Genomic DNA, 25,276 nt, shown 5'->3' with positions numbered 1-25,276 from the left:
ACTCTTCAAATTTCAAACTTCAAACTTCAAACTTCAAACGTTTCATGAACCTCATCCCCAATTGGCTCCGCCGCAGCGCCCACGCCAGCGGCAGCGACGGCCTGGAGAAGACCAAGCTCACGCTCGGCTTCATCCCGCTCACGGACTGCGCGCCGCTGGTGGTGGCGAAGGAGCGCGGCTACTTCGCGCAGGCCGGGCTGGATGTGGAATTGTCCAAGGAGACCTCCTGGGCCAACGTCCGGGACAAGGTCAGCATCGGCATCCTGGACGGCGCGCACATGCTCGCCCCCATGCCGCTGGCGGCGAGCTTGGGCCTGGGCCCCAACGGCAAGCCGACGGTGACGGCCTTGTCGCTGGACCTGAACGGCAACGCCATCACCGTCTCGCAGCCGCTCTACGAGCGCATGCACGAGCTCGACGCCGGTGCGCTGACCCACCGCCCCTTCTCGGCGCAGGCGCTCGGCCGGGTCATCGCCGAGCGCCGCGAGCAGCGCGGCAAGCCGCTCACCTTCGCGGTGGTCTATCCGCTGTCCACGCATGCCTATGAGCTTCGCTACTGGCTCGGCGCCGCCGGCATCGACCCGGATCGCGACCTGAGCCTGGTGGTGGTGCCGCCGCCGCAGATGGTCACGCAACTGCGCGCCGGCAACATCGACGGCTTCTGCGTCGGCGAGCCCTGGAGCTCCGTCGCCGTCGCCGAAGGCCTCGGGCGCGTGCTCATCACCAGTCACGAGCTCTGGAACAACAGCCCCGAGAAGGTCTTCGGCGTCAACCTGGAATGGGCCGAGCAGTACCCGAGAACCCATCGCGCGCTACTGACGGCGCTATTGGAAGCCGCCCGCTGGACCGACGCGCACGAGAACCGCCCCGCCGTCGCCGAGCTCATCGCACAGGCCCGCTACGTGAACGCGCCGGTGGAGATCGTGCGCCAGTCCATGACCGGCACCTTCCGATACGCGCCCGACGAGCCGCCGGTGGCGATGCCGGACTTCAACGTCTTCTTCCGCTTCGCGGCGAGCTTCCCGTGGCGCTCCCATGCGTTGTGGTTCCTGACCCAGATGCTTCGTTGGGGCCAGATTGACCGGCCCATCGACCTCGCCGCGACGGCCGCGGCCTGCTACCGGCCGGACATCTACCGCGACGCCGCGGAAGGGCTCGGGCTCGCGGTGCCGAGCATCGACGACAAGCCCGAGGGCCGCCACGCCCGCGGCTGGATGCTGAGCGAGGCCACCAGCCCCATCGCCATGGGACCGGATCGCTTCTTCGACGGCCGGCTGTTCGACCCGACGGACCCGGTGGGTTACCTCGCCGGCTTCGACGTGCACCAGCGCAGCGTGGCGCTGGACGCGCTGGCGGCGGCCAACCGCGGGCCGACAGGCAGCCCCGCATGCACCACCGCCACCTGAGCAGCGCAACCGCGACGCCGACGCGACGCTCGACCAACGCAACACACCGACCCGACACGAGGCCGTTAGGACAATGCAGAAAGAGAAGCTGGTGCTAATCGGCAACGGCATGGCCGGCATGCGCACCATCGAGGAGCTGCTGAGGCTGGAGCCGGCGCTCTACGACATCACCGTGTTCGGCGCCGAGCCGCATCCGAACTACAACCGCATCCTGCTCTCGCCCGTGCTCTCGGGCGAGAAGACCATCGACGAGATCATGCTCAACACCCGCGCGTGGTACGACGAGCACGGCATCACGCTGCACACGGGCGACCCGGTGACGGACATCGACCGCAAGCGCCGCATCGTCAAGAGCCGGAGCGGGCGCGAGCTGCCCTACGACCGGCTGTTGCTCGCCACCGGCTCCTATCCCTTCATGGTGCCGGTGCCGGGGGTGGACCTACCGGGCGTGATGGGCTATCGCGACATCGCCGACGTGGACGCCATGATCGCCGCCGCCCGCGCGCACCAGCAGGCGGTAGTCATCGGCGGCGGTCTGCTCGGGCTGGAGGCCGCCTACGGGCTGCAGCAGCAGGGCATGGACGTGACCGTCGTGCACCTGCTGGACACGTTAATGGAGCGCCAGCTCGACAAGCCCGCCGCGGCGCTGCTGCAGGCATCCCTGGAAAGCCGCGGGCTCCGGTTCCTGATGCAGGCGCAGACCGCCGCCATCGAAGGCACCGACCGCGTCGAGCGCGTGCGCTTCAAGGACGGCTCCGCAGTCCCGGCGGACCTGGTCGTCATGGCCGTCGGCATCCGCCCGAACATCGCGCTCGCACAGGCCGCCGGGCTCTACTGCGAGCGCGGCATCGTCGTCGACGACACCATGCTCACCTATGATCCGCGCATCTACGCCATCGGCGAGTGCGTGCAGCACCGCGGGCAGTGTTACGGGCTCGTGGCCCCATTGTTCGAGCAGGCCAAGGTCTGCGCCAATCACTTGGCCCGGCTCGGCTACGGTCGCTACCAGGGCTCGGTCACCAGCACCAAGCTCAAGGTCACCGGCATCGACCTGTTCTCTGCCGGCAACTACCAGGGCGGCGAGGGCTGCGAGGAGATCCTGTTTCAGGACCCGGGCGCCGGCGTCTACAAGAAGCTCGTGATCCGCGACAACAAGCTCGACGGCGCCGTGCTCTACGGCGACACCATCGATGGGGCCTGGTTCTTCCAGCTCATGCGCCAGGGCACGGACATCTCGGGCCTGCGCGAGAACCTGCTGTTCGGCCAGGCGCACTTAGGCGACGCCGGCCACGGCGGCCAGACCCAGGCCGCGGCCATGAGCGACGACATGCAGGTCTGCGACTGCAACGGCGTCTGCAAGGGCGAGATCGTGCGCGCCATCACATCCAAGGGGCTCTTTACGCTGGACGACGTGAAGCTGCACACCAAGGCGGCGGCCTCCTGCGGCTCCTGCACCGGGCTGGTGGAGCAGCTCCTCGCCAGCACGCTCGGCAGCGACTATTCCGCCCCGGAGGCCAAGCCGCTCTGCAAGTGCACCGACTACACGCACGATCAGGTGCGCGCGGCCATCCGCGAGCAGCATCTCACCAGCATCGGTGCCGTGCTCCAGGCGCTCGACTGGCGCGAGCCCGACGGCTGCCACGTCTGCCGTCCCGCGCTCAACTATTACCTGCTCTCCGCCTGGCCCAACGAGACCCGGGACGACGGCCAGAGCCGCTTCATCAACGAGCGCGCGCACGCCAACATCCAGAAGGACGGCACCTACTCGGTGATCCCGCGCATCTTCGGCGGCGAGACCTCGCCGCAGCAACTGCGCGCCATCGCCGACGCCGCCGACAAGTACCAGGTGCGCACCGTGAAGATCACCGGCGGACAGCGCATCGACCTGTTGGGCCTGACCAAGGAGCAGTTGCCGCACATCTGGAAGGATCTCACCGACGCCGGCTTCGTCTCCGGCCACGCCTACGGCAAGGCGCTGCGCACCGTGAAGACCTGCGTCGGCTCCGAGTGGTGCCGCTTCGGCGTGCAGAACTCGACCAAGATGGGCATTGAGCTCGAAGAGCTGACCTGGGGCTCCTGGACCCCGCACAAGTTCAAGATGGCCGTGTCCGGCTGCCCGCGCAACTGCGCCGAGGCCACCATCAAGGACTTCGGCGTTGTCGCCATCGAGTCCGGCTGGGAGCTGCACGTCGGCGGCAACGGCGGCGTCAAGGTGCGCGCGACCGACGTGCTCTGCCGTGTCGAGACGCCGGAGCAGGTCAAGGAGTACTGCGGCGCCTTCATGCAGGTCTACCGCGAGGAGGCGCGCTATCTGGAGCGCACCGCGCCCTGGGTGGAGCGGGTCGGCATCGCCTACGTGAAAAAACGCGTGGTCGAGGACGAGGTCGGCCGCAAGGCGCTCTACAAGCGCTTCCTGGAGTCGCAGAAGCTCGCGCAGGTGGACCCCTGGAAGGAGCGCGCCACCGGCGCCGAGGCGCACGAGTTCACATCGCTGAGGCAAGTGAATGCCTAGCGCCGCGCCAGCAACGGACCAACCACAATGAGTCACACGACATGAGCGCCGTCATGCCCGAACCAACCTGGGTCGCGCTTGGCCCCATCGATTCCATCCCGCGCCTGGGCGCCCGGGTGCTGAGGCGCGACGGCGGCGATATCGCCATATTCCGCACCACCGACGATCAGGTCTTTGCGCTGTTGAACCGCTGCCCGCACAAGGGCGGGCCGTTGTCTGAGGGTATCGTCTACGGTCGCACCGTCGCCTGCCCGCTGCACAACTGGTGCCTGGACCTCGCCACCGGCCAGGCCAAGGCGCCGGACGAGGGCTGTGCCCCGAGCTTCCCGGTGCGCGTCGAGGACGGCCACGTGCTGGTGTCGCTGACGCCGGGGGCCGACTGACCCGGTGGGCTGGGTTGCGGCAAGGAACGCAGCGAGGCCGCGCCTCAGACGGACCAGAGCGTACAAAGGGCCGAGGGCCAAGGGCCGAGGCGGGCTCCTTCGCCCTTGGTCCTGGCTCGTTGGTCCTTGGCTCTTGGCCCTTGGCCCTTCGCCACAAACTCTGAATATGCCTAAGCCAACCAAAACAACCTGCCCCTACTGCGGCGTCGGCTGTGGTCTGCTGGTGACGCCGGGCGCCGACGGCGAGGCCGCCGCGGTGGCCGGCGACCCGGAGCACCCCGCCAACCTCGGCCGGCTCTGCTCGAAGGGTGCGGCGCTCGGCGAGACGCTCGCCACCGACGGCCGCCTGCTCCATCCGCACATCGCCGGCGAGCGCGTGAGCTGGGACACGGCGCTCGACCACGTCGCCGGCGGCTTCGCGCGCGTCATCGCGGAGCACGGCCCCGACGCCGTCGCCTTCTACGTCTCGGGCCAACTCCTCACCGAGGACTACTACGTCGCCAACAAGCTGATGAAGGGCTTCATCGGCAGCGCCAACATCGACACCAACTCGCGCCTGTGCATGGCCTCCAGCGTCGCCGGCTACAAGCGCGCCTTCGGCACCGACACCGTCCCTTGTGACTACGCGGACCTGGAGCAGGCGGAGCTGATCCTGCTGGTCGGCTCCAACACCGCCTGGTGCCACCCGGTGCTCTACCAGCGCATCAAGCAGGCGAAGCTCGCACATCCCAAGCGCAAGGTGATTGTCATCGACCCCCGGCGCACCGCCACCTGCGAGATCGCGGACCTGCACCTGGCGCTCGCCCCCGGCACGGACACGCTGCTGTTCAACGGCCTGCTCCATTGGCTGAGGCGCGAGGACGCGGTGGACTGGGGCTTTCTGGAGCAGCACACGGAGGGCTTCGCCGCCGCCTTCAACGCCGCGCGGGCGTCCGCGGGCTCGGTGCCCATCGTCGCCGCCGGCTGCGGGCTGCCGGAGGATCAGGTCGCCGAGCTGTTCCGGCTGTTCGCCAAGACCGAGCGCGTCGTGACCCTTTACAGCCAGGGCGTCAACCAGTGGTCCTTCGGCACCGACAAGGTCAACGCCATCATCAATTGCCACCTCGCCACCGGGCGCCTCGGCCGGCCCGGCATGGGGCCGTTCTCCATCACCGGCCAGCCCAACGCCATGGGCGGTCGCGAGGTCGGCGGACTCGCAAACCAGCTCGCGGCGCACATGGACTTTGTGCCGGCAGACATCGATCGGGTCGGACGCTTCTGGCGTGCCGCGCGCATGGCCACAGCGCCCGGCCTCAAGGCCGTAGACATGCTGCGAGCCGTCGAGGACGGCCGCATCAAGGCCATCTGGATCATGGCGACGAACCCGGCCGTCAGCATGCCGGACGCGGACCGGGTGCGCGCGGCATTGCGGGGCTGCGATCTCGTCGTCTGCTCTGACCTGTTCGCCGACACGGACACGGCACGCTGTGCCGACGTGCTGCTGCCCGCCGCCGGCTGGGGCGAGCAGGACGGCACCGTGACCAACTCCGAGCGGTGCATCTCGCGCCAGCGCGCCTTTCTGCCCGCGCCCGGCGAGGCACGCCCGGACTGGTGGGTCATCACCGAGGTCGCGCGGCGCTTAGGTCTCGCCGACGCCTTTCCGTACCAGAGCGCCGCGGATGTGTTCCGCGAGCACGCGGCGCTGTCCGCCTTCGAGAACGCAGGCAGCCGGGACTTCGACATCGGCGCACTGGCCGCGCTCGGCGATGCCGACTACGACCGGCTCGCGCCGACGCAGTGGCCCTGCCCCGCACCCGGCGCCGGCCCGGAGCGACCCGCGCGCCTGTTCGCCGACGCCCGCTTCTACACGCCGAGCGGCAAGGCGCGACTGCTGCCCATCGAGCCGCGCCCGCCGGCGAGCGCACCGGATGCTGCCTATCCGCTCGCGCTCAACACCGGGCGCATCCGCGACCAATGGCACACCATGACCCGCACCGGGCTCACGCCGCGGCTCGCGGGTCACATCGCCGAGCCCTTCGTGCAGGTGCATCCGGTGGACGCGGCCACGCACGGTCTCGGCGCCGGTGCGATCGCCGAGCTCCAGAGCCGTTGGGGCCGGATGCTGGCGCGCGTGCACGTGGACGCGGACCAGCGCCCCGGCGCTGTGTTCGTGCCGATGCACTGGAGCGACATGCTGGCCCGGGATGCCCGCGTCGGCGCGCTGGTGAACCCCGCGCTGGACCCGATATCCGGCCAGCCCGAATTCAAGCACACGCCGGTGCGGGTGCGGCCTTGGCGCGCCGCCTGGCACGGCTTCGTGCTGAGCCGGCGGCGGCTGGACCTGCCGGAGCCGGACTACTGCGTCGCCATCCGCGGCGACGGCCATTGGCGGCAGGAGATCGCCGGTGCCGGCCGGATCGACGATTGGGCCGCCTGGGCGCGCTGGTTCCTGGGCGCGGACGGCGACTGGCTCGACTTCGCCGACCCCGCCCACGGGCGCTATCGCGGCGCCCGGCTCAGCGACGGCCGGCTCGATGCCTGTCTCTTCGTGTCGCCGACGCCGGACCTGCCCCGCAGCAGTTGGCTGGCCACGCTGTTCCAGGCGGACGCGCTCGACGCCGCCGACCGCATCAGCCTCCTCGCCGGGCGCCCGCCGCGCGGCCAGCCCGACGCCGGCGAGACCGTCTGCGCCTGCTTCAACGTCGGCGAGCAGCGCATCATCGAAGCCATCCGGAGCGCCGGGGTCACCAGCGTGGAGGCGATCGGCGCCCTGCTCCAGGCCGGCACCAATTGCGGCTCCTGTATCCCCGAGCTGGGCCGGCTGCTGGCGGCGAACCGGCGCGGGGACTGAGCTGCGAGAGGCAACTCGGGCACCGCAATCGGCCCGAGCAATCGCTCGGTACCGTGCCCTTCCGCTCCGTCGAAACTGCACCACCCGCGCCAGCGGGAGCGCATCTCGATCGCGCCGGGCAACGGCCAAGGCGCATGCACGCGTCGCCGCGATCGGTGGCGATGGTCGGTGGCGATGCTCCGCCCGCGCTGCCGGCGGCGAATGCCCCACTGCCGGTGCAAAGACACCAGCCGTGGCATCGCCGGCGCCATCGCAGCGGCCCTGCGGACCGCGTCGGCGGCCCGGCCCAATCGGGCTGACCGTCATCGGCCTGGCCTGCCTGGGTCCCGCGCCGTTGCTCGCGCAGGACGTCTACGACGACGATGCGGTCGAGGAGCGGGCGGAAGAGCTGGAGGACGCGCGCGAGGTCCTCGCCGAGGCGGCCCAGGTCGTCCGACAAATGAACGCCGAAGCCGAGATGCGGCGGTTGCTGGACCGCGCGCGCGGTGTTCATCGTGCCCGACTACGCCCGCGCCTCGCTGATCGCCGGCGCTGCGGGCGGTGAGGGCGTGCTCGTCGCGCGCACGGCCGACGGCTGGTCCGGGCCTGGGCCGGGGGAATCGCGCGCCGCCGGTGGGGATGACCACCGGTCTTGGTGGCCGACCTCGGTCAGGCGAGCGCCGCCTGGCGGCCCGCGGCCGGGGCGCCGCGGGGCCGCTTCGGTCGGAGCCGTTTGTGCAGTTCATTGACGATGATGGCAGTGGCGGCGACGGCCGCGGCCCAGAGCCAAGTGTTCAGGTCCAGTCCGGTGAGGCCAAGCAATTGCTGCATCCAGGGCAGGTAGATGGCCGTGACATGCACCCCCAGGGAGGCCAGCACGCCCAGGAACAGCACCTTGTTCGAGAACAGGCTCTTGCGGAACACCGATACGTCTTCGCTGCGGCAATTGAAGACGTGCACCATCTGGAACAGCACCATGGTGGTCAGCGCGGCGGTGCGGGCTAGGGCCAGGTTGTCGTCGCTGCCGGGGGTGAAGGTGCGGAAGTCGAACCCCCATTGCCACAGAAACACCCCTAGAGAGCCGGCCGCGAGCCAGATGCCCACCAGCACCAGACGCTCGATCAGGGTCCGGTCGAGCACGCCTTCGTTCGGCGGGCGCGGCGGGCGCCGAAACAGGGCCTTCTCGCCGGGCTCGAACGCGAGGGCGACATCGGCGATGCCGTTGGTCACCACGTTGAGCCACAGGATCTGGGCCGGGAGCAGCGGCAGCGGCCAGTCGAGACCGAGCGCGGTCAGGATCATGATCACGATGGCCGCGCCGGTGGAAAGCAAAAAGAAGGTGGCCATGCGCACGTTGCGAAACGCCGTCCGGCCCTCTTCCACGGCGTGATACACGCTCGCGAAGTTGTTGTCGGTGACGACCATGTCGCTGGCCTCCTTGGCGACATCCGTGCCGGCACCCATGGCGGCGCCGATGTGTGCGGCCTTGAGCGCCGGGGCATCGTTCACGCCGTCGCCGGTGACCGCGACGATCTCGTTGTTGGCCTTCAGCCGCTCGACGAGCCGGGTCTTCTGGATGGGCTCCACACGAGCAAACACGTTGACACGCCCGAGCGCCTCGTCCAGCTCTTCGTCGGACCAATCCTCGATGTCCGCGCCGGTATGGACCTCCGGTAGGCGGCCGTTCGCCTGCTCCTGCGCCTGCTCCGATGACGAACGCTCCGCGCCGGACCGGCCCGCTCGGCCGTCGGCGCCCGCCATCTCCAGGACGACGCGCACCTCCCGCTCCTTGGGCATGCGGGTCTGGACGCTGATCAGCTCCCCGGGGGCGGGCGTCCAGCCGTTCGGGAACGCGCCCACGTCGAGCCGCACCCGAATCTCGGCACTGCCGCGCCGGCGGTCCCGGTCGCGGTCCCGGGCCGGCTCCTGCTCGACAGTGTGCGCGCTGTCGCGCTCGACAGGCCGATCGATGTGCACCTGGCGCGCGATGGCCGCGGCCGTGCGGGCGTGGTCGCCGGTCACCATGATCGCCCTGATGCCGGCCCGGTGGCAGTCGTCCACCGCTTGTGCGGCGGAGGCGCGGGGCGGATCGAGCATGCCCTGGAAGCCCGCAAAGACGAATCGGCGCGCCGGCTGGTCGCGCTTGACGGCGTCCACCGCGTCGTCGCCTTCGCCCATGGCCATCGCCAGCACCCGTAGACCCCGGCCGGCCAGCGCCTCATTCGCCGCGCGCAGCTTGTCGCGATCGAGCGGCGCCTCCTCGCCGTCGGCGCCCCGCAGCGCATGGCACATGTCCAGCACCGCCTCGGGCGCGCCCTTGATGGCCACCAGCGGGGCGCCGAGCACGTCGTCCCGCCGCGGCCGGCCGTCGCGAGGCTCGTGGATGGTCGCCGCGTGGATGGTCGCCATGAATCGCCGCTCGGTCTGGAACGGGATCTCGTCCGTGCGCCGCCAGCGCGCGCGCAGCGCGCTGGGGTCCAGCCCCGCCTTGTAGGCGGCGTACAGAAGTGCGACCTCCATAGGGTCGCCCTGGCTCGCCTCCCGGTCCCGATCGCCGTCGTTGCCCGCGTCCCCGGACCGCTGCCGCTTGCCGCGCTCGCTTGGCTCGCCTAATTGCGCATCGTTGCAGAGCACGCCGACCAGCAGGGTCTCGAACAGCGCGCGCTGCGCCTGTACGTCGACGGCGCTGCCGTCCAGCTCGACCTTGCCTTCCCGCGCCCGCACCTTGCCGCGCAGGGCGTAGTCGTTGCCGCCCGCATAGAGGCTCCGCACGGTCATGCGGTTCTCGGTCAGGGTGCCGGTCTTGTCCGAGATGATGGTGGTGCACGCGCCCAGCGTGTCCACGGCTGGCAGGCGGCGGATGACCGCATGCCGCTGCGCCATGCGCCGCACGCCGATGGCCAGCGCGACGGTGACGACGATCGGCAGCCCCTCCGGCACGGCCGCCACGGCCAGCGCGATCCCGAGCAACAGCATGCTCGTCCAGTCGTGCCCCATCAGCAGGCCAACACCAAAGGCGATGGCGGCGACGACGAGGATGCCCCAGGTGATCCAGATGGAGAGCTGGCGGATGCGCCGCTCCAGCGGGGTCTGCGTCTGCTCGGTCGCTTCGATCTGCTCGGCTATTCGGCCAATGGCGGTGTCCTGACCGGTCGCGACCACCAGCCCGGTGGCGCGGCCCGAGGTGACCGCCGTGCCCATGAAGGCCATGTTCTGCTGCTCGGCCAGGCCCAGGTCCGCGCCCGCCTCGCGCAGCGGCCGTGCGCTCTTGTGCACCGGGACCGATTCCCCGGTCAGGGCGGCCTCGTTGGCCTGCAGACCCTGCACGTCGATGAGGCGCAGATCCGCCGGCACCACCCCACCCTGGCCGATACGCACGACGTCCCCGGGTACCAGCGTCGTGGCGTCGATCTCGCGCGGCCGGCCATCGCGAATCACCGTGGCCTTCGGGGCCACCATCTTCATCAGCTCCTCAACGGCGTGCTCGGCGTGATACTCCTGGAAGAAGCCGATGGTCGCATTGATAACCAGGACGGCCCCGATGACGATCGCGTCCGCCCAGCGTTGCTCGCCCGTGATCAGACCGATGGCGAGGGTGGCCGCCAACGCCGCCAGCAGAACGTAGATCAGCGGGCTCGTGAACTGGTGCAGCAACACCGCCCAAGCGCTCACCTCGCGACGCTCGCCGACCTGGTTGTCCCCGAATGCTTCCAGCCGCCGGCGGGCGGAGGCATCGGAGATGCCGTCGCGGCCGCTGTGCAGGGCGCACAGTGCGTCCTCGGCCGCGAGCTCGTGCCAGGCATCGTCCTCCCGGGGCTCCCCGCTGGAGGCCTCGCCGTAATCGTCCGCGCGATGATCGTTAGGGCGAGTCTGAGCGGTCTCTTTCATGCATCGATCCTATTGCGTCAGGGTGAACCGGCCTGCTGCGTGGCGCCGAGCACCGTCGACAGCGCGCCGACGTTGCGCGGCCGCGCGAACACGTAGTCGCGCTCCTGCACCTGGGTATGGCAGTCGAAGCAGTCCCGGGCCGGATCGATGTCGAACGCCTCGCCATCGTCGTTCTCTCCCCGAGGTGGCGGCTCGCCGGCCACGACGCCGCATCGAGTCGGTGTGAGGCACCAGGCGCGGGCGCCCTCAGTGCGGCATGGATACCGGACCGGATTCAGGAGGCGTGCCAGATGGGCGGCGCTGCGCGACGCCAGCGGTTTGCACTGCCGTGCGTGGGGCAGGGCTGAGGGCAGGGCCGAGGGCCGAGGAGAACAGGCTCATGTGAGGCCCGCTTCAAACTTCAAACTTCAAACTTCAAACTTCAAACTTCAAACTTCCAGTTGGGGCGTTTGCCCAACCCGAGCGGTGCACTTCCACCGCGCAGGGGCTGCTGCCGGCGCGGCGCCCGCGCGGATCGGAAGCCCGCACCCCGGACCGGGGTTGACAATGCCCGCGTTTTGGTTAGGATTCCTATCTATGAACTTCGATCAGATGTCAGAACCGCTGGATCGCCGGTTGGCCGACGGGCTCACCCGACTGGCCGCCGTCGCCCGGCAGCTCGATTGGCAGGCGGCGGCGGCCGCTGGTCTGTCACCGACTCAAGCTGACATCCTGCGGTTCATCGCCAATCGCCCAGACGGCGCCCGGCTCACCGCTGCGGCAGCCCATGTCGGTGTGCGCAAGGCCACGGCCAGCGATGCGGTGGCGGCCCTAGAGCGGAAGACACTGGTGTGCAAGTACGCCGATGCCGCGGACGCTCGCGCAGTTGCCCTGAAGGCGACGCCCGACGGAAATCGAGCAGCGCAGGCGTGGCCCAGCAGTTTCGCGCCGATCGTCGCCGGCCTCTCGCCGGCCGAGCAGGAGTCGCTGCTCCGAATGGTGATCAAGATGATCCGGCACCTGCAGCAGCGCCACCTGATCGCGCCGCAACGCACCTGCGTGACCTGTCGGCATTTCCGCGAGAACGTCGCCCCGGGCACGAGCACTCCGCATTTCTGCGCGTTCGTCGGCGCGCCCATGGCCGAGCGACACCTGCGAGTCGACTGCGCGGAGCACGCATCGGCCGCCTAATGGCGGCTTGAACCGCCCCATTCCTTGTGATCGGGGCTTCTTTTGTCCTACATAGTTAGGAGTCCTTACGTGAAATCGTCTGCCACTGACCATGCCGGTTGCCAGATCTGCGTTGCGGCCGAACAGCCGCCCGCCAACGCCATCGATCCGGCACCCGTCCACCGCGAGGTCGTACACCCGGCCGCGTCAGCCTCCGCCATAGATTGCTTGGGGGCGCAGAATCTCTGCAGATGAGTCAAGTTTCGCGGCGACACGGCGCGCTTGCGGGCAAAAGGGCCGAGGGCCAAGGGAGCCCCCCCGCGGCCCTCGGCCCTTGGCCCTTGGTTCACCTGCGGCGACGACCGGGGCGCACAAGCAAGCGCTTCGTGCCGCGGTCGGTCTGAGGCTTTGCCTCCTCTGTTAACGGCACATCGCCGTTCCACCTCAACATCGGCGCTGCGATCGCCGATCTGAAATCGGAGAGCAACTGATGAACGCGAAGATCCTGACCCTAATCGGTGTCACCTTGCCCACCGTTGCGCTCGCCGCGGAGCCCGAGGTCCCTTATCCGGCAGACTACCGGGACTGGCATCATGTGAAGAGCATGGTGATCGAGGAAGGGCACCCACTGTATGGCGATTTCGGCGGCATTCATCACATCTATGCCAACGACAAGGCGTTGGCGGGCTATCGCGGCACGCAATTCCCGGACGGCGCCGTCATCATCTTTGATCTGCTCGCAGCCGAGCATGACGAGAACGCCGTCACGGAAGGCGCGCGCAAGGTGGTGGGCGTGATGCATAAAGACAGCACGAAGTTCGCCGCAACCGGTGGTTGGGGTTTCGAAGGCTTTGGCGGCGGCGATCCGAACAAGCGGGTCGTGGGTGACAATGCTGCGTCAGCCTGTTTTGCCTGCCATCAGCCGCAACGAGAACAGGACTACGTCTTCAGCCAACTGCGTGACTAAGGCACGCACCATTACGGTCAACCGCATGACGGTCAACCGCATGACGGGCAACCGGACGAGGGCGCCCAGGCCGGCGCCGCTGCACTGGTCGCCGTGGGCCCCGATGGATCGTCGCGACCCTCCTAGGCAATGAACGGCATCAGCGGACGCAGCCTTGCCGGGCGGGCCGCCGACGCGGCGGACCGGGATCGCCGGCTTTCCAGCCGGCTCGCCGCCGACGCGGCTCGATGCCGCGTCGGCGGCGTTCGGGCCGATCAGAGAGCACATGCGCGCTCGTCCGGCCGGCCGCGCGGCATGGGCAACCGCCCGGCTCCCGCGCCGCAGATCGCGCGCCGGGGGCATCGAGCCCCCGGCACGCGAAGCCGGCTGAAAGCCGGCGCTCCCAGTCGGCGCCGGCGCGGTGTCGAGCCCGCTTGTCGGGCATAGATCAGTTTGAGAATTTGCAGATGAGTCAAGTGTACGACGACACCTGGGGGAAGGGCCGTGCGGGCCGCGGGCCGAGGGCCGAGAGAGCCATCCTCGGCCCTCGGCCCTACAGCCGCCGCGCTCCGTAGCAGCCCCCGCGCGCTGGTTGGAGTGATGATCAAGGCCGCCCGCGTCCGTCATCAGGATGTCATCGGATGAGGCTAGTCTTACGCCGCTTGAGCGCGCCTGCTCAAGCGCGGTTTGCAACTCCTCTGCAAGGGTCAAACACCATGCGCGCGTCATTCACCTCGACGGCTATGCTAGCCCTCGGCCTCGCCCTGTTGCTCCCGGTCAGCACGCCCATTGATGCACGGGAGCTTCGCATTACCGGCGCCGGGGCCAGCTTTCCGTTCCCGATCTACTCCGCCTGGTTCCGGCACTACAACCGTGCCACACGCGGCGTGCGTATCGACTATCAGTCGGTCGGCAGCGGCGCCGGGGTGCGCAACCTGATCAACCGGACCGTGGACTTCGCGGCCAGCGACGCCGCCACCACCGATGAGGAGGTCGCGCAGGTCAACGGCGGCGTGGTCGTGCTGCCGATGACCGCGGGCGAGATCGTACTGGCCTACAACCTGAGTGGCGTCGATGCGCTGCGCCTGCCGCGGGACGTGTATCCGGCGATCTTCTCCGGCGACATCACCCGCTGGAATGATCCGCGCATCGCGGCCGCGAATCCGGGCGTCGAGTTGCCGGACCGGCAGATCACCGTCGTGCGCCGCTCCGACAGCTCCGGCACGACCTTCGTCTTCACCCAGCACCTGTCCGCCATCAACGAGGCCTTCCGGGAGCGCATCGGCACCGGCACCAGCGTGAGCTGGCCCGCGCTGGCCAATTTCGTCGGCGCGCCGCGCAACGACGGCGTCACCGCGCAGGTGAGCAGCACCCCGGGCGCCATCGGCTACATGGAGTATTTCTTCGCCAGCCGGACCAACACGCCGGTGGCCCTGCTGGAGAACGCCGCCGGCAACTTCGTCAAGCCGGATGAGAAGTCCGGCCAGGCCGCGCTGGCAAGCGCCGACTTCTCCGGCGAGGACCTGCGCATCTGGGTGACCGACCCGTCCGACCCCGCCGCTTATCCCATCACCACGCTGACCTGGATGCTGTTCTTCCGCGAGCACGGCAACGCCGACATCGCCGCCGCGCTGCGCGACTTCGTGACCTGGGCGATCGGCGAGGAAGCCCAGGCCATGGCGACGGAGCTCAACTTCGTGCCGCTGCCCGAGGTCGTCGTCAAGCGCGTGCTGGAGCAGATACCGGCCATTCAATAGCCGGCTCGCCGCCGGCGCGGCGGACCGGGATCGCCGGCTTTCCAGCCGGCTCGCCGCCAGCGCGGCTCGATGCCGCGTCGGCGGCGTTCGGGCCGATCAGAGAGCACATGCGCGCTCGTCCGGCCGGCCGCGCGGCATGGGCAACCGCCCGGCTCCCGCGCCGCAGATCGCGCGCCGGGGGCATCGAGCCCCCGGCACGCGAAGCCGGCTGAAAGCCGGCGCTCCCAGTCGGCGCCGGCGCGGTCTCGAGCCCGCTTGTCGGGCATACCTCAGTTTGAGAGTTTGCAGATGAGTCAAGAGTCGGAAAACAGGGACAGACCACATTTCTCTGCTAAGCTTTCCGCCACCTCCGGAAAACAGGGACAGACCACATTTCTCTGCTAAGCTTTCCGCCACCTCAGCGCTTGCTCTCGCCCTGCCCTGGTGCCCAGACGCGCCCGCATTGTCGGCGCCGGCTATCCCATGCATGTGATCCGGAAAACAGGGACAGACCACATTTCTCTGCTAGTCGGAAAACAGGGACACGGAAAACAGACACGGAAAACAGCACGGAAAACAGGGACAGACCACATTTCTCTGCTAAGCTTTCCGCCACCTCAGCGCTTGCTCTCGCCCTGCCCTGGTGCCCAGACGCGCCCGCATTGTCGGCGCCGGCTATCCCATGCATGTGATCCTGCGCGGGATCGATCGCACTGCGGTGTTCTTCGAAGATGATGATCGGCGGTTCGCCTTGGCCGACACCCAACGTGGCGCCTGATTATTAACATGCCTCAGCCACGACCAGCAGCCGGTGTGGCATGGGTGGCGTACGGACGGCGGCCCCGGCGAGACGCGGGAGCATGGCGGCGAGGTCGAAACGGCGGTTGAAGCGGTAGCAGAACTCGCCGAGGCAGCGTGGCAGGTGCTGGCCGCCGGCGTGATGATAGGTGCCGCGCATGGCGTTCTTGACGTTGCCGAGCACGGTGTTGAGCCAGTGGAGCTCCGGCAACGCCATGCTGCGGTGTCCGCCGCCGATCACCACCGGCTGGTGCTCGAAGCCGGCGCTGGCGAAGCCGCGAAAGCAGGCGAGCCCGTCGCCGAGGACGATCGCATCGGGGTCGAAGTGGGGCTTGGCGAAGCGCTCGGCCTCCGCCTTGCGGAAACCGGCTACTTTGCCCAGGCGCAGCGCGATCGGGTGGCCCTCGTCGTTGCAGGCCAAGGCGGCGATGAAGGGCACTTTGTTCGGCGAGCCGCGCCCCGGCGTGTCGTCGTGGCGCTCGCCGCCCCAGTAGGCATCGTCGACCTCGATCACACCGCACAGTTGCCGGCTGTCGTCCCGCTCCTTCATGACTTGCAGCAGCTTGTGCTTGACTCGCCACGCAGTGAGAGACGACACGCCGAGATGGCGCTTGAGCTCAAGCGCGGCGATGCCGTTCTTCTGCTGGGCGAGGAAGAGCATGGCCAGAAACCAGGTCGTCGGTGCCGAAACGGCTGCGCTGGCCCGTTTGAGATCAGGGGGAGCGCGAGCCGCAGGCCCTCAGCGCCGTCCTGCGAATCCTCCTGCGCGTCATCAAGACCCATCTGCGCCGCAGCAGTCGCGCCAGCGCACATGCCCGCTTCGGGGCGGTGAGCTTCATCCACCGCTTCGGTGCGTCCCTCAACCGCCATGTGCATGACCACTGCTGTGTCATCGACGGGGGCTTCGACGTGCTTGACTGTAGTGAGCCGGTTGGGCCTGGTCAACGCGGTGAAGGCCGGCGTGCGACGCGGTGCGGGACCGTTGAAAACTCCGGGTTGCCCTCCGCGGACAGTGCCTTGTAAAGACCCCTCGCGGGTCAGCCCGGTAGCGCGCGCGAGTTGGCTCATGCCACGCGCGCGGGCGCTCACGCCCAGCGCATCGCGGACCAGGGGCGGGGCGCCCACTTCGAGTACCGCATCAAGATACGCAGGGATGTCCGCTCCGATCTCTGAGAATTTGGTTGGTGAGTGCCGACGGGTTTGTGCCTCCGGCAGGCAACAATCCGTGTCGCGCCATGGCGAGCGGCACGGGGACTCCCCGGTATCCAAGGCCGTATCGAGCCTGACCGTGTGGATACTGAGATCGAGAACGCGCGGCAACCAGGGAGATCCGAGTACCGGTCCGCGGGAAGCGGGCACCCGCGAACAAGTGTAAGAGCGAGGACACGGGCGGCGGGGCTTGGAAGTCGGAGCCATCCCGCACTGAGCATCAGCGCCGTCAGCAGCGCGCCGAGCAGCGGGTCGCGCCGGGCGAGAGCACGTCCGGCAGCACTGCGGCCGGGCCGCTTGGCTATCGATTCGTCATGCAAGGTTGCTAGACTCGGGCCGGCTAGCGGCCGTCGGCCGCGAGCATGTCTCCCCACCGAGCCCGCAGCGAAACCCATGCCTCAGCCAATACCGGAAGCCTGTCAAGACCCCGCGACCGCACCGGACCCGGCGGGCGCATCACAACCCGACGACCGCCTCGCGGTGGACATCGCGCTGCAAGGCGGCGGCGCCCACGGCGCCTTTGCCTGGGGCGTGCTGGAGCGGCTACTGGAGGAGCAGCACCTGCGCATCGACGGCATCTCCGGCACCTCCGCCGGGGCCATGAACGCGGCGGTGTTCGCGAGCGGCATGGCCGTGGGCGGCGCCGACGGGGCGCGGCAGGCGCTCACGGACTTCTGGCGGCGGGTGTCGGACGGCGCCATGCTGAGCCCGCTCAAGCGCACGCCGCTCGACATGCTGCTCGGGCGCTGGACGCTCGACTACTCGCCCGCCTTCTTCGCGCTGGACATGGCCTCCAGGGTGTTCTCGCCCTACGACCTGAACCCGAGCGGCTGGAATCCGCTGCGTGAGATCCTCGCCGCATCCATCGACTTCGAGCGGCTCGCGACCTCGCCCGTCAAGGTCTTCATCACGGCCACGTCCGTGAGCACCGGCCGCCCGCGGATATTCCGCAACGCGGACGTGACCCCGGATGCGCTTTTGGCGTCCGCCTGCCTGCCGCAGATGTTCCAGGCCATCGAGATCGACGGCGAGGCCTATTGGGACGGCGGCTATTCGGGCAACCCGACCATTTCGCCCTTGGTGCGCGAGTGCAGCGCCCACGACACCATCCTGGTGCAGATCAATCCGGTGGAGCGCCCCGGCGTGCCCCGGTCGGCGGGGGATATCTTGAGCCGCGTCAACGAGATCTCCTTCAACGCGCCGCTGCTGAAAGAGCTGCGCATGATCGCGCTGCTGCGCCAGGTGGCCGACCCCGGCCATTGCGAGGGCGCGCTCTGGGCCGACATGCGCATGCACCGGATCAACTCCGAACGCATGGTGGAGCTCGGCTATTCCTCCAAGCTCAATGCGGAATGGGCCTTCCTGACCATGCTGCGGGACGAAGGACAGCGCTCCACGAGCGAGTTTTTGGATCAACACGGCGACGACCTCGGCCAGCGCGCGACGCTGGACCTGGACTACCTGCTGGAGGGCGTGTGATGGATTCGGTGCTGGGACTGCTCGGCATCCTGGTCGGCCTTGGGCTCTTAATCTGGCTCGCCTACCGCGGCTGGAGCGTGCTGCTCTTGACGCCGCTCGCGGCGATGCTGGCGGCGGCCTTTGCCTTCGAGCCGCTGCTGGCCAATTGGACGCAGACCTTCATGGCCGGCGCCGCCGGCTTCATTGCGCAGTTCTTCCCGATCTTTCTGCTCGGTGCCCTGTTCGGCAAGCTGATGGAGGACTCGGGCTCGGTGCAGACCGTCGCGGGCTTCATCGGCGACAAGCTCGGGCCGCGCCGCGGCATCCTGGCGGTAGTCATTGCCGGCGCCCTGGTCACCTATGGCGGCGTCAGCCTGTTCGTCGCGTTCTTCGTGCTGGTGCCCATGGCGACCGCGCTGTTCCGCGACGCCGGCATCCCGCGCCGGCTGATGCCAGCGGCCATCGCGCTCGGCACGTCCACGTTCACGATGTCCATGCTGCCGGGGTCGCCAGCAGTACAGAACGCGATCCCGATGCCCTTCTTCGGCACGACGCCGTTCGCGGCGCCCGGGCTCGGCGTCATCGCCACGGTCATTACGGTGCTGTTCGGGCTCTGGTGGCTGGGGCGGGTGGAGGCCGCCGCGCGTCGGCGCGGCGAGGGCTTCGAGGCGGTGGCGAGCGGTGGCGCCAGCGCAGAGCAAGCGGCCACGGACCCGATGGTGCGCGAGCGCGCGACGGTGGCGCGGGAGTTCGACCCGGCGGAGGTGCAGCGCGGCGCCGAATGCGCGAACCGACCCGGGGTGCTGGTGGCCGTGCTGCCGCTGCTGGTGGTGCTCGCCGTGAACCTGACCATGACGGCGCTGGTGTTGCCGAACCTGGACCTGGGCTTTCTCGCTGAGGAACGCTTCGGCGCGACGACGCCGGCAGCCGTCAGCGGCATCTGGTCGGTCAGCGTCGCGCTGGCGGCGGCCATCCTGGTGCTGATCGCGCTCAATCGGCGCCGGCTGGCGGACCTGCGCGCGAGCGTCGATGCCGGCGTCAACGCCTCCGTGCTGCCGATCGTGAGCGTCGCGAGCCTGGTGGGCTTCGGCACCGTCATCGCCGCCCTGCCCGCGTTTCAGCTCGTGAGCGACTGGGTGCTCGGCATCCAGGGCGGGCCGCTGGTGTCGCTGGCGGTGTCCACCAACGTGCTCGCCGCGCTGACCGGCTCCGCGTCCGGCGGGCTCACCATCGCGCTGGAGGCGCTGGGCGCGACCTACATGGCGCTCGCAGCGGACTTGGGCATCGACCCGGCGCTGATGCACCGCGTCTCGGTCATCGGCGCCGGCACGCTGGACATGCTGCCGCACAACGGCGCGGTGGTGACGCTGCTCGCCGTCTGCGGCAGCACGCACCGCGAGAGCTATCGCGACATCGTCATGGTGTCCATCGTCGGCGCGCTGCTGGCGCTGGCGGCGGTGATCGTGCTGGGGACGCTGTTCGGGTCGTTTTGAGCGGCGCAGCTTTGGCTCGATCAGGCGGCTCGGCCAGTCGGGCGATGACCGGCTGCTCGTCCAAGAGCGTCTTCGGTAGAGCCAGCCGGGCTCATCGCTCACCGTCCCGTCAGTTACCGAACCGCTGCTTGATGAAGTCCTGGGCCTGGCTCCCCGTCAGCTCGGCGGTCGCCGCTCCGGTCCGCATGTAGAACCGCTCAGTCTGACCATCTTTGACGAAGACCGGGGACTTCGCCGGCAAGCACTCCACCACCAGCACCCGCGAGTGGTCGAAGTCGTCGAACCGAGGGTGGATGTACATCATGTGCTTCGCACCCATGCGCTCTTTGATCAGGTTGACCAGGTGCAGATACATCTTGTCTTCATTCGGGAACTGGTCCACACCGATTCCCACCGGGTTGCCGTCGTCCGCGACACCAACGATGAGTGTCCCGCCAGATGAGTTCACGAAGGCCGCGATGGTCTTGAGCACCGACAGCTCCATTCGCGGGTCCTTCTCGCCCGTGTGCAGATTGATCCGCAGGGTGGATTTGAGCTCCACCGTGGTCGACTCGCCCTGAGTCACGAGAACATCCACGGGCACAATGTCGGCTGTCGTCTGCGCGTCCCCGGCGAGGCCGCGGTAGGCGTCTCGGATCACATGCGCCATGAGTTCCCGGCGCTGGCGCAGGAAGTCACGATACTCCATCTGCTCCCAACCGTCCGGCAGGGCGTGCCAGTAGTACATGCGCTCCAGATCCTTTCCGCTGAACCGCGCGCTCAGCTCGGGCACATACTCCGCCGGGTGCTTGTCGGCGATCTTGGCGTTGTCGCCCCACTCCACCATGGTGAAGTTCGCGATCTGATTCGTCTCGCGAGTGTCCGTGATGCCCAGGCTGGCCAGGTGCGCCTTGGGGAAGAGGTGGTGCCGCTCCAACGAGGCGCGGTGGGCTTGGGTGGCCGGGTCCATCAGCTCCGAGACCTTGTGATCCGAGAACAGCACGCGCGCCTCGTGCAGGTTCAGGGCCGCGAAGAAAGCGAACATTGAGGGGCTGCGTGCCGCGGAGGTCGCCAGCTCCGTGGGTAGGGTGATGCCCCAAAAGTCACTCGTAAGCGTGGCGTCGCAGATCGACCTGAGGGTGCCGACGAAGGCATCCGCATCCTTAACCTGTCGGAAGCGGGCCAGGTCGAACTCCATCGTGGACTCCGGCGAGCTGGAGTAGCGACCGGTCAGCGCCGTCATAAAGAACCACTGGGCGATGAGGCGCCGCAGCTCGTACTCCTCGACGCCGTACTCCGTCCTGCCCAGCAGGTAGAGCATGTAGGCGAACAGGAGATTGTTCTGGGAGCTGATTATCCGCCCACTGCGGAATCCCGCCCGCATGACGGCTTTGAAGAAGTCGTGCCAGTGCTGGAGGTTCAGCACCCGCGCTTGGGCCTGCCCAAGCACGGCGAACTGGGCGTCCCGCATCTCTTTGATCGGGATGTCCGTATCCAGATCCTTGCCGCGCAGCACCGAGTAGACGGCCTTCAGGCGCGCGCGGCGAAACCCCACCCCGACGCTCACCTTCAGAAGCTGGTCCGGGCTAGGCTCGATGAAATGGTTGAAGGGCGACGGCTTGCCCGCGGCAGGCTTGCGGGCTTGGCGGCAGAAGTCCTCCAACCGCGCCCGGCCCTCGTCCCAGAAAACAGACATCAGGGTCAGGATGAAGTCCGCCTGATTGAGCGACTTGCCCTCGCTGTTGATGCGGACGAAAACCTCGGAGACCTGCTCTACGTCGATATTGGCCGCGAGCGCCAGCGTATTGAATGGGAAGCTTAGAAGGTTCTGCAGCTTGGTGACGGCGCGCTTGATGCGCTTGTTCTCGTCCGGCGTGATCTCCCGCACGCCGCCGAGGGCATCGAGGTAGCCTTCCACCAGCTCGAACAGGTCGGTCTCCGGGCTCCACAGCACCGAGATGTTCGGGATAAAGCTCTTGTCCCGCCGGATGGCGGCATCCGCCACCTCGAACTTCTCGGTCAGCGGACTGAAGGCGATCTCAATTAGCTCGGATGCATAGTTCTCCCGCACCACCGGCACGCCCTTCACCACAGCGAACAGCGAGGTCAGCCGCTGCTGACCGTCCACGATCAACAGGCTCGGCACCTTTTGCTTGTCGCCGGCGCCGATCGTTTTGGAGTCCTCGACGTTTGCGTTCTCCCACAACAGGAGATAGCCCACAGGGTAGCCGCGGTACATGGAGTCGAACAGGTTGCGCACCTTCGCGTTCTTCCACACGAACGGCCGCTGGATGTCCGGCAGCCCGATGGTGCCCATCGCTACCGCGTCCATCAGGGCGCCGAGGGTGTAACCGACGTTGGTGAAGACGGTGTCGCTCATGTGAGTTGGTCCTTGATGGCGATGGCTTTGGGGTCCGAGCCGGCCGCATGGGCACGCTGCGCTTTGCCTATCCTACGGCTTGGGTTTGGTGCGCAGCGCGTCGGTCGCGGTCCAGAGGCGGGCCTCGCGCCGGTTGCATGGGCACGCTGCGATTTACCCATCCGCGGGCTCAGGCCGGCGGCGCCTCCCACGCGAACGCCGGCAGCGCCGCGAAGGCCTGGCGCTGGCTCGCCTCCCAGCTCTCGGTGAGCGCCGTCAGGTCCGGCGAGCGCGCGTCGAGCTTGAGGCGCTGGCTCGGCCCCATGGCGTCGCGCGGGCAGAGCACCACCTCGAAGGGCGGCGCGACGGTGAGATTGGCGCGCGCGGTGCTATCCAGCGAGACCAGACAGAGGCGCGCGCCGTCCTCCAGCGACAGGCCCGGGTGCGCGAAGCGGTCCAGGTCCGTCTTGCCGAACTTGCTCTCGCCGATCTGCAGGTATGGCGTCTCCGGCGTGGCGGCGATGGCGTTGCCCTGCGGGTAGATTAAGAGCAGCGAGGGCGGCTCGTGGCCGATGCGCCCGCCCAATATGAACGTGGCCTCCGGTGCCGCGCCGACCTCGCGCAGCGCCGGGCCGTGCAGCAGTTGCACGTCCCGATTCACCCGGCCGATGTAAAGCCCGGCCTCGAACAGGTAGTTGACCGTCGCCAGGTTCTCGGGCGGCGCATCGAAGGCGCCGACCGCGGCGCGATCGAGGTCGCGGCGGATCCGGTCCACCACCTCCCGGGTCGTCGCCAGGTTGCCGGCCGCGAGCAGCACGAAGTAGCGATCCGGCGCGGGCAGGAACAGGTGCAGCTTGCTGTAGGAGGAGATGTGGTCGACACCCGCGTTGGTGCGCGAGTCGCTCGCCATCACCAGCCCCTGATCGAGCAGCAATCCGACACAGTAAGTCATGTCATGTCCTCTGAATGGAAGATCGGCGCCAGCCGCCACAGGGCGCGAGATTGCGCCACATGGGGACATCTGCGCAATTGCCGCTGCCGTTACCGGCTGCTAGGCTTCGCGCCGCAATGCCGGCTCGCGGACGCCGCCCTTCCCGGCAGCGACTGCTCGCCGGTCCCAATAACTCCGCCCGTCGCCGGGCAGCGCCGTTGCGGCTGTCGCGCCGCGGCCAAGAACCGAGAGGACGCGTGCCATGGACTTTCAGGACGGTGTGCTGCGCATCGACTCCTTCCTTGCCGTCACCATCGGCATTCTGGTGCTGTTCGTCGGCAAGCGCATCAACGACGGCGTGCGCACGCTGCGGGAGCTGAGCATCCCGGAGCCCGTCACGGGCGGGCTCCTGTTCTCCATCCTATTCGCGCTGCTCTATGTCGCTACCGGCGCGGCGGTGGAGTTCGAGCTTCGCGCGCGCGACGTGCTCTTGGTCTACTTCTTCACCACCATCGGCATCAACGCGCGGGCGGCGGACCTGCTCGCCGGCGGCAAGCCCTTTGTCATCCTGCTGCTCATCACCATCGGCTTCATGTTCGCGCAGAACCTGACCGGCATCTCGGTGGCGTCCCTGTTCGGGCTGCCAGCCGCGGTGGGCGTGGTGGGCGGCAGCGTGTCGCTGATCGGCGGGCACGGCACCACCATCGCCTGGGCACCGTCCATTGCCGAGCAGTACGGCATTGCGAACGCCATGGAGATCGGCATCGCCAGCGCGACCTTCGGCTTGATCCTGGCCAGCCTCATGGGCGGGCCGATTGCGCGCTTTTTGATCACTCGCCACAAGCTCACGCCGACGGCACCGGCGCTGCTCGACGACGTTCAGGAGGTCGGCCTAACCGATCGGCAGACGGCCGCCGGCATCAATCACATGGACTTCCTGGGCGCGGTGCTCGCAATCCACGTGGCGATCATCTTCGGCTACGCGCTGAACGGCATCATCGCCGAGCTCGGGCTCAAGCTGCCGCTGTTCGTCACCTGTCTGTTCGCCGGCATCCTGCTGACCAACCTGGTGCCGGGGGCGATCTACCGGCGCCTCGGCATCAATTGGCCATCGCGCACGCCGGCGGTGGCGCTCATTGCGGACATCGCCCTCGGCACCTTTCTGGCGATGTCGCTGATGAGCATGCAGCTCTGGACGCTCATCGACCTAGCGGCGCCGATCTTTACCATCCTGGCCGCGCAGTTCCTGCTCGCGGTACTGGTGACGATCTTCGTGCTCTACCCGCTGCTCGGGCGCAACTACGACGCCGCGGTGGTGGCCGCGGGCTTCGGCGGGGTCACGCTGGGCTCCACGCCGACGGCCATGGCCAATATGGCGGCGGTCACGCAGCGCTACGGCGCCTCGCACCGCGCCTTCATCATCGTGCCGTTGGTGTCGGCGTTCTTCATCGATATCGCCAACGCGCTGATCATCCCGTACTTTTTGCAGAGTTTTAGCTGACGAGCGAGCACACCCAGCGGCGGGCTGCGCGATACCCCGCCAGGTTCCCGAGACAACAAGCACCGACCCGAGAGGAGCAACGACCGATGAAGACTCACGCCAACACCGCGAGCGCGCTCGCGCTGACCCTGACGCTCGCCATGGCCACGGGCGCCTGGGCCCAGCCGGACCTGCGCACCCAGCCCATCGAGGCCATGGGCATGGTCAGCACCATCGAGGGCCGCGTTGTCGCGGTGAACCCGGAGACGCGGCTCATGACGCTGCGCACGCCCGACGACAAGTTCGAGGTGTTGCGCGTGCCGCCGGAGGTCTCACGCCTGGATCGGGTGCGCATCGGCAACCAGGTCCAGGTGACGGAGGTCACGACGGCGCTGATCGAGGTGCAGCGGGGCCGCGATGCCGGCGCCATGGGCATCCAGTCGTCCGGCAGCGCGGACCGGGCCCCGGGCAGCCTGCCGGCGGGCACGCTGCGCAGCACGATCCGGCTCTACGGCCAGATCGTCGGCGTGGACAGCGCCGCCGGCACGGTCCAGATCAAGGGCGCCCGCGACACGCATACCTTCGAAATCACGGACAAGGGCCTGCTCGGACAGCTCAAGGTCGGCGACGGGGTGATCGCCACCATCCGCGAGACGCTGACGGGCGAGATCACGATGCGCTGATCGCAGCCGAGGTGCGCCTGGCCTGTTGAGGGACGACAACCGGCCGGGTGCATTCGG

The 25,276-nt window shown here is 68.5% G+C and carries 18 protein-coding genes and 1 pseudogene; 13 read left to right on the top strand and 6 right to left on the bottom strand.

The features are described from left to right. Window positions 1-44 precede the first annotated feature (44 nt). The 5 genes from ML01_RS12100 (at window position 45) to ML01_RS12080 (ending at window position 7,675) form a co-directional block, all read left to right on the top strand. The gene (locus ML01_RS12100; RefSeq protein ID WP_058555661.1) at window positions 45-1,406 is read left to right on the top strand and encodes a CmpA/NrtA family ABC transporter substrate-binding protein; all 1,362 of its coding nucleotides are present in this window, start codon (window positions 45-47) and stop codon (window positions 1,404-1,406) included. Window positions 1,407-1,479: 73 nt separating this feature from the next. Beyond that, window positions 1,480-3,918 carry a nitrite reductase large subunit NirB gene (gene nirB / locus ML01_RS12095; protein ID WP_058555660.1) on the top strand — a complete coding sequence of 813 codons (2,439 nt, stop codon included), beginning with the start codon at window positions 1,480-1,482 and terminating at the stop codon, window positions 3,916-3,918. 53 nt (window positions 3,919-3,971) lie between these two features. Continuing rightward, window positions 3,972-4,301 (top strand): nitrite reductase small subunit NirD, encoded by a 330-nt coding sequence (gene nirD / locus ML01_RS12090; protein ID WP_082674218.1) that lies wholly within the window; start codon window positions 3,972-3,974, stop codon window positions 4,299-4,301. A 166-nt stretch (window positions 4,302-4,467) separates the two neighbouring features. Continuing rightward, a complete protein-coding gene (locus ML01_RS12085; protein ID WP_058555658.1) occupies window positions 4,468-7,131 on the top strand; it encodes a nitrate reductase in 2,664 nt (887 codons plus the stop codon). A 334-nt stretch (window positions 7,132-7,465) separates the two neighbouring features. After that, window positions 7,466-7,675, top strand: a complete 210-nt coding sequence (locus ML01_RS12080; RefSeq protein ID WP_156427684.1) for a hypothetical protein — start codon at window positions 7,466-7,468, stop codon at window positions 7,673-7,675. A gap of 104 nt (window positions 7,676-7,779) precedes the next feature. On the opposite strand, the gene ML01_RS12075 is transcribed toward ML01_RS12080, so the two are convergent. Further along, on the bottom strand, window positions 7,780-10,998 hold the full coding sequence (locus ML01_RS12075) for an HAD-IC family P-type ATPase (RefSeq protein ID WP_058555656.1): 3,219 nt from the start codon (window positions 10,996-10,998) through the stop codon (window positions 7,780-7,782). 17 nt (window positions 10,999-11,015) lie between these two features. Further along, on the bottom strand, window positions 11,016-11,201 hold the full coding sequence (locus tag ML01_RS29605; protein WP_058555655.1) for a hypothetical protein: 186 nt from the start codon (window positions 11,199-11,201) through the stop codon (window positions 11,016-11,018). A 373-nt stretch (window positions 11,202-11,574) separates the two neighbouring features. Between ML01_RS29605 and ML01_RS29600 the strand changes: the two genes are divergently transcribed. From ML01_RS29600 to pstS, 3 genes are all read left to right on the top strand, one after another. Next, window positions 11,575-12,168, top strand: a complete 594-nt coding sequence (locus tag ML01_RS29600) for a MarR family winged helix-turn-helix transcriptional regulator (RefSeq protein ID WP_058555654.1) — start codon at window positions 11,575-11,577, stop codon at window positions 12,166-12,168. A 469-nt stretch (window positions 12,169-12,637) separates the two neighbouring features. Further along, window positions 12,638-13,114 (top strand): cytochrome P460 family protein, encoded by a 477-nt coding sequence (locus ML01_RS12060; protein ID WP_058555653.1) that lies wholly within the window; start codon window positions 12,638-12,640, stop codon window positions 13,112-13,114. 695 nt (window positions 13,115-13,809) lie between these two features. Further along, window positions 13,810-14,850 (top strand): phosphate ABC transporter substrate-binding protein PstS, encoded by a 1,041-nt coding sequence (gene pstS / locus ML01_RS12055; RefSeq protein ID WP_058555652.1) that lies wholly within the window; start codon window positions 13,810-13,812, stop codon window positions 14,848-14,850. 760 nt (window positions 14,851-15,610) lie between these two features. Here the strand turns inward: pstS and ML01_RS12050 are convergent. After that, entirely contained in the window at window positions 15,611-16,288 is a 678-nt protein-coding gene (locus ML01_RS12050; RefSeq protein WP_254045231.1) for an IS1595 family transposase, read from the bottom strand. 167 nt (window positions 16,289-16,455) lie between these two features. Between ML01_RS12050 and ML01_RS31350 the strand changes: the two genes are divergently transcribed. Beyond that, on the top strand, window positions 16,456-16,650 hold the full coding sequence (locus tag ML01_RS31350) for a transposase (protein ID WP_162268010.1): 195 nt from the start codon (window positions 16,456-16,458) through the stop codon (window positions 16,648-16,650). Window positions 16,651-16,701: 51 nt separating this feature from the next. On the opposite strand, the pseudogene ML01_RS31345 reads toward ML01_RS31350, so the two are convergent. Further along, window positions 16,702-17,043, bottom strand: a pseudogene (locus ML01_RS31345) (hypothetical protein); the annotation flags it as partial. Between the two features lie 186 nt (window positions 17,044-17,229). Here ML01_RS31345 and ML01_RS12045 point away from each other — a divergent pair. Beyond that, window positions 17,230-18,315, top strand: a complete 1,086-nt coding sequence (locus ML01_RS12045; RefSeq protein WP_082674207.1) for a patatin-like phospholipase family protein — start codon at window positions 17,230-17,232, stop codon at window positions 18,313-18,315. Beyond that, entirely contained in the window at window positions 18,315-19,787 is a 1,473-nt protein-coding gene (locus ML01_RS12040) for a GntP family permease (protein ID WP_216819163.1), read from the top strand. The genes ML01_RS12045 and ML01_RS12040 overlap by 1 nt, the downstream gene beginning before the upstream one ends. A 109-nt stretch (window positions 19,788-19,896) precedes the next feature. Here the strand turns inward: ML01_RS12040 and ML01_RS12035 are convergent, their stop codons facing one another. Further along, window positions 19,897-22,146 carry a DUF262 domain-containing protein gene (locus tag ML01_RS12035; RefSeq protein WP_058555650.1) on the bottom strand — a complete coding sequence of 750 codons (2,250 nt, stop codon included), beginning with the start codon at window positions 22,144-22,146 and terminating at the stop codon, window positions 19,897-19,899. A 169-nt stretch (window positions 22,147-22,315) separates the two neighbouring features. Beyond that, window positions 22,316-23,077 carry a hypothetical protein gene (locus ML01_RS12030; RefSeq protein WP_058555649.1) on the bottom strand — a complete coding sequence of 254 codons (762 nt, stop codon included), beginning with the start codon at window positions 23,075-23,077 and terminating at the stop codon, window positions 22,316-22,318. Window positions 23,078-23,318: 241 nt separating this feature from the next. Here ML01_RS12030 and gltS point away from each other — a divergent pair, with 241 nt between their 5' ends. Both gltS and ML01_RS12020 read left to right on the top strand, forming a co-directional pair. Then, window positions 23,319-24,557: a sodium/glutamate symporter gene (gene gltS, locus ML01_RS12025; RefSeq protein WP_058555648.1), complete on the top strand. Its 1,239-nt coding sequence runs from the start codon at window positions 23,319-23,321 to the stop codon at window positions 24,555-24,557. An 86-nt stretch (window positions 24,558-24,643) separates the two neighbouring features. Further along, the gene (locus tag ML01_RS12020) at window positions 24,644-25,219 is read left to right on the top strand and encodes a hypothetical protein (protein WP_058555647.1); all 576 of its coding nucleotides are present in this window, start codon (window positions 24,644-24,646) and stop codon (window positions 25,217-25,219) included. Window positions 25,220-25,276: the final 57 nt, after the last annotated feature.

The organism is Thiohalocapsa sp. ML1 (assembly GCF_001469165.1).
Lineage (GTDB): Bacteria > Pseudomonadota > Gammaproteobacteria > Chromatiales > Chromatiaceae > Thiohalocapsa.
The sequence above is the reverse complement of the archived record's forward strand: the minus strand, read 5'-3'. Positions and strand labels throughout refer to the sequence as shown.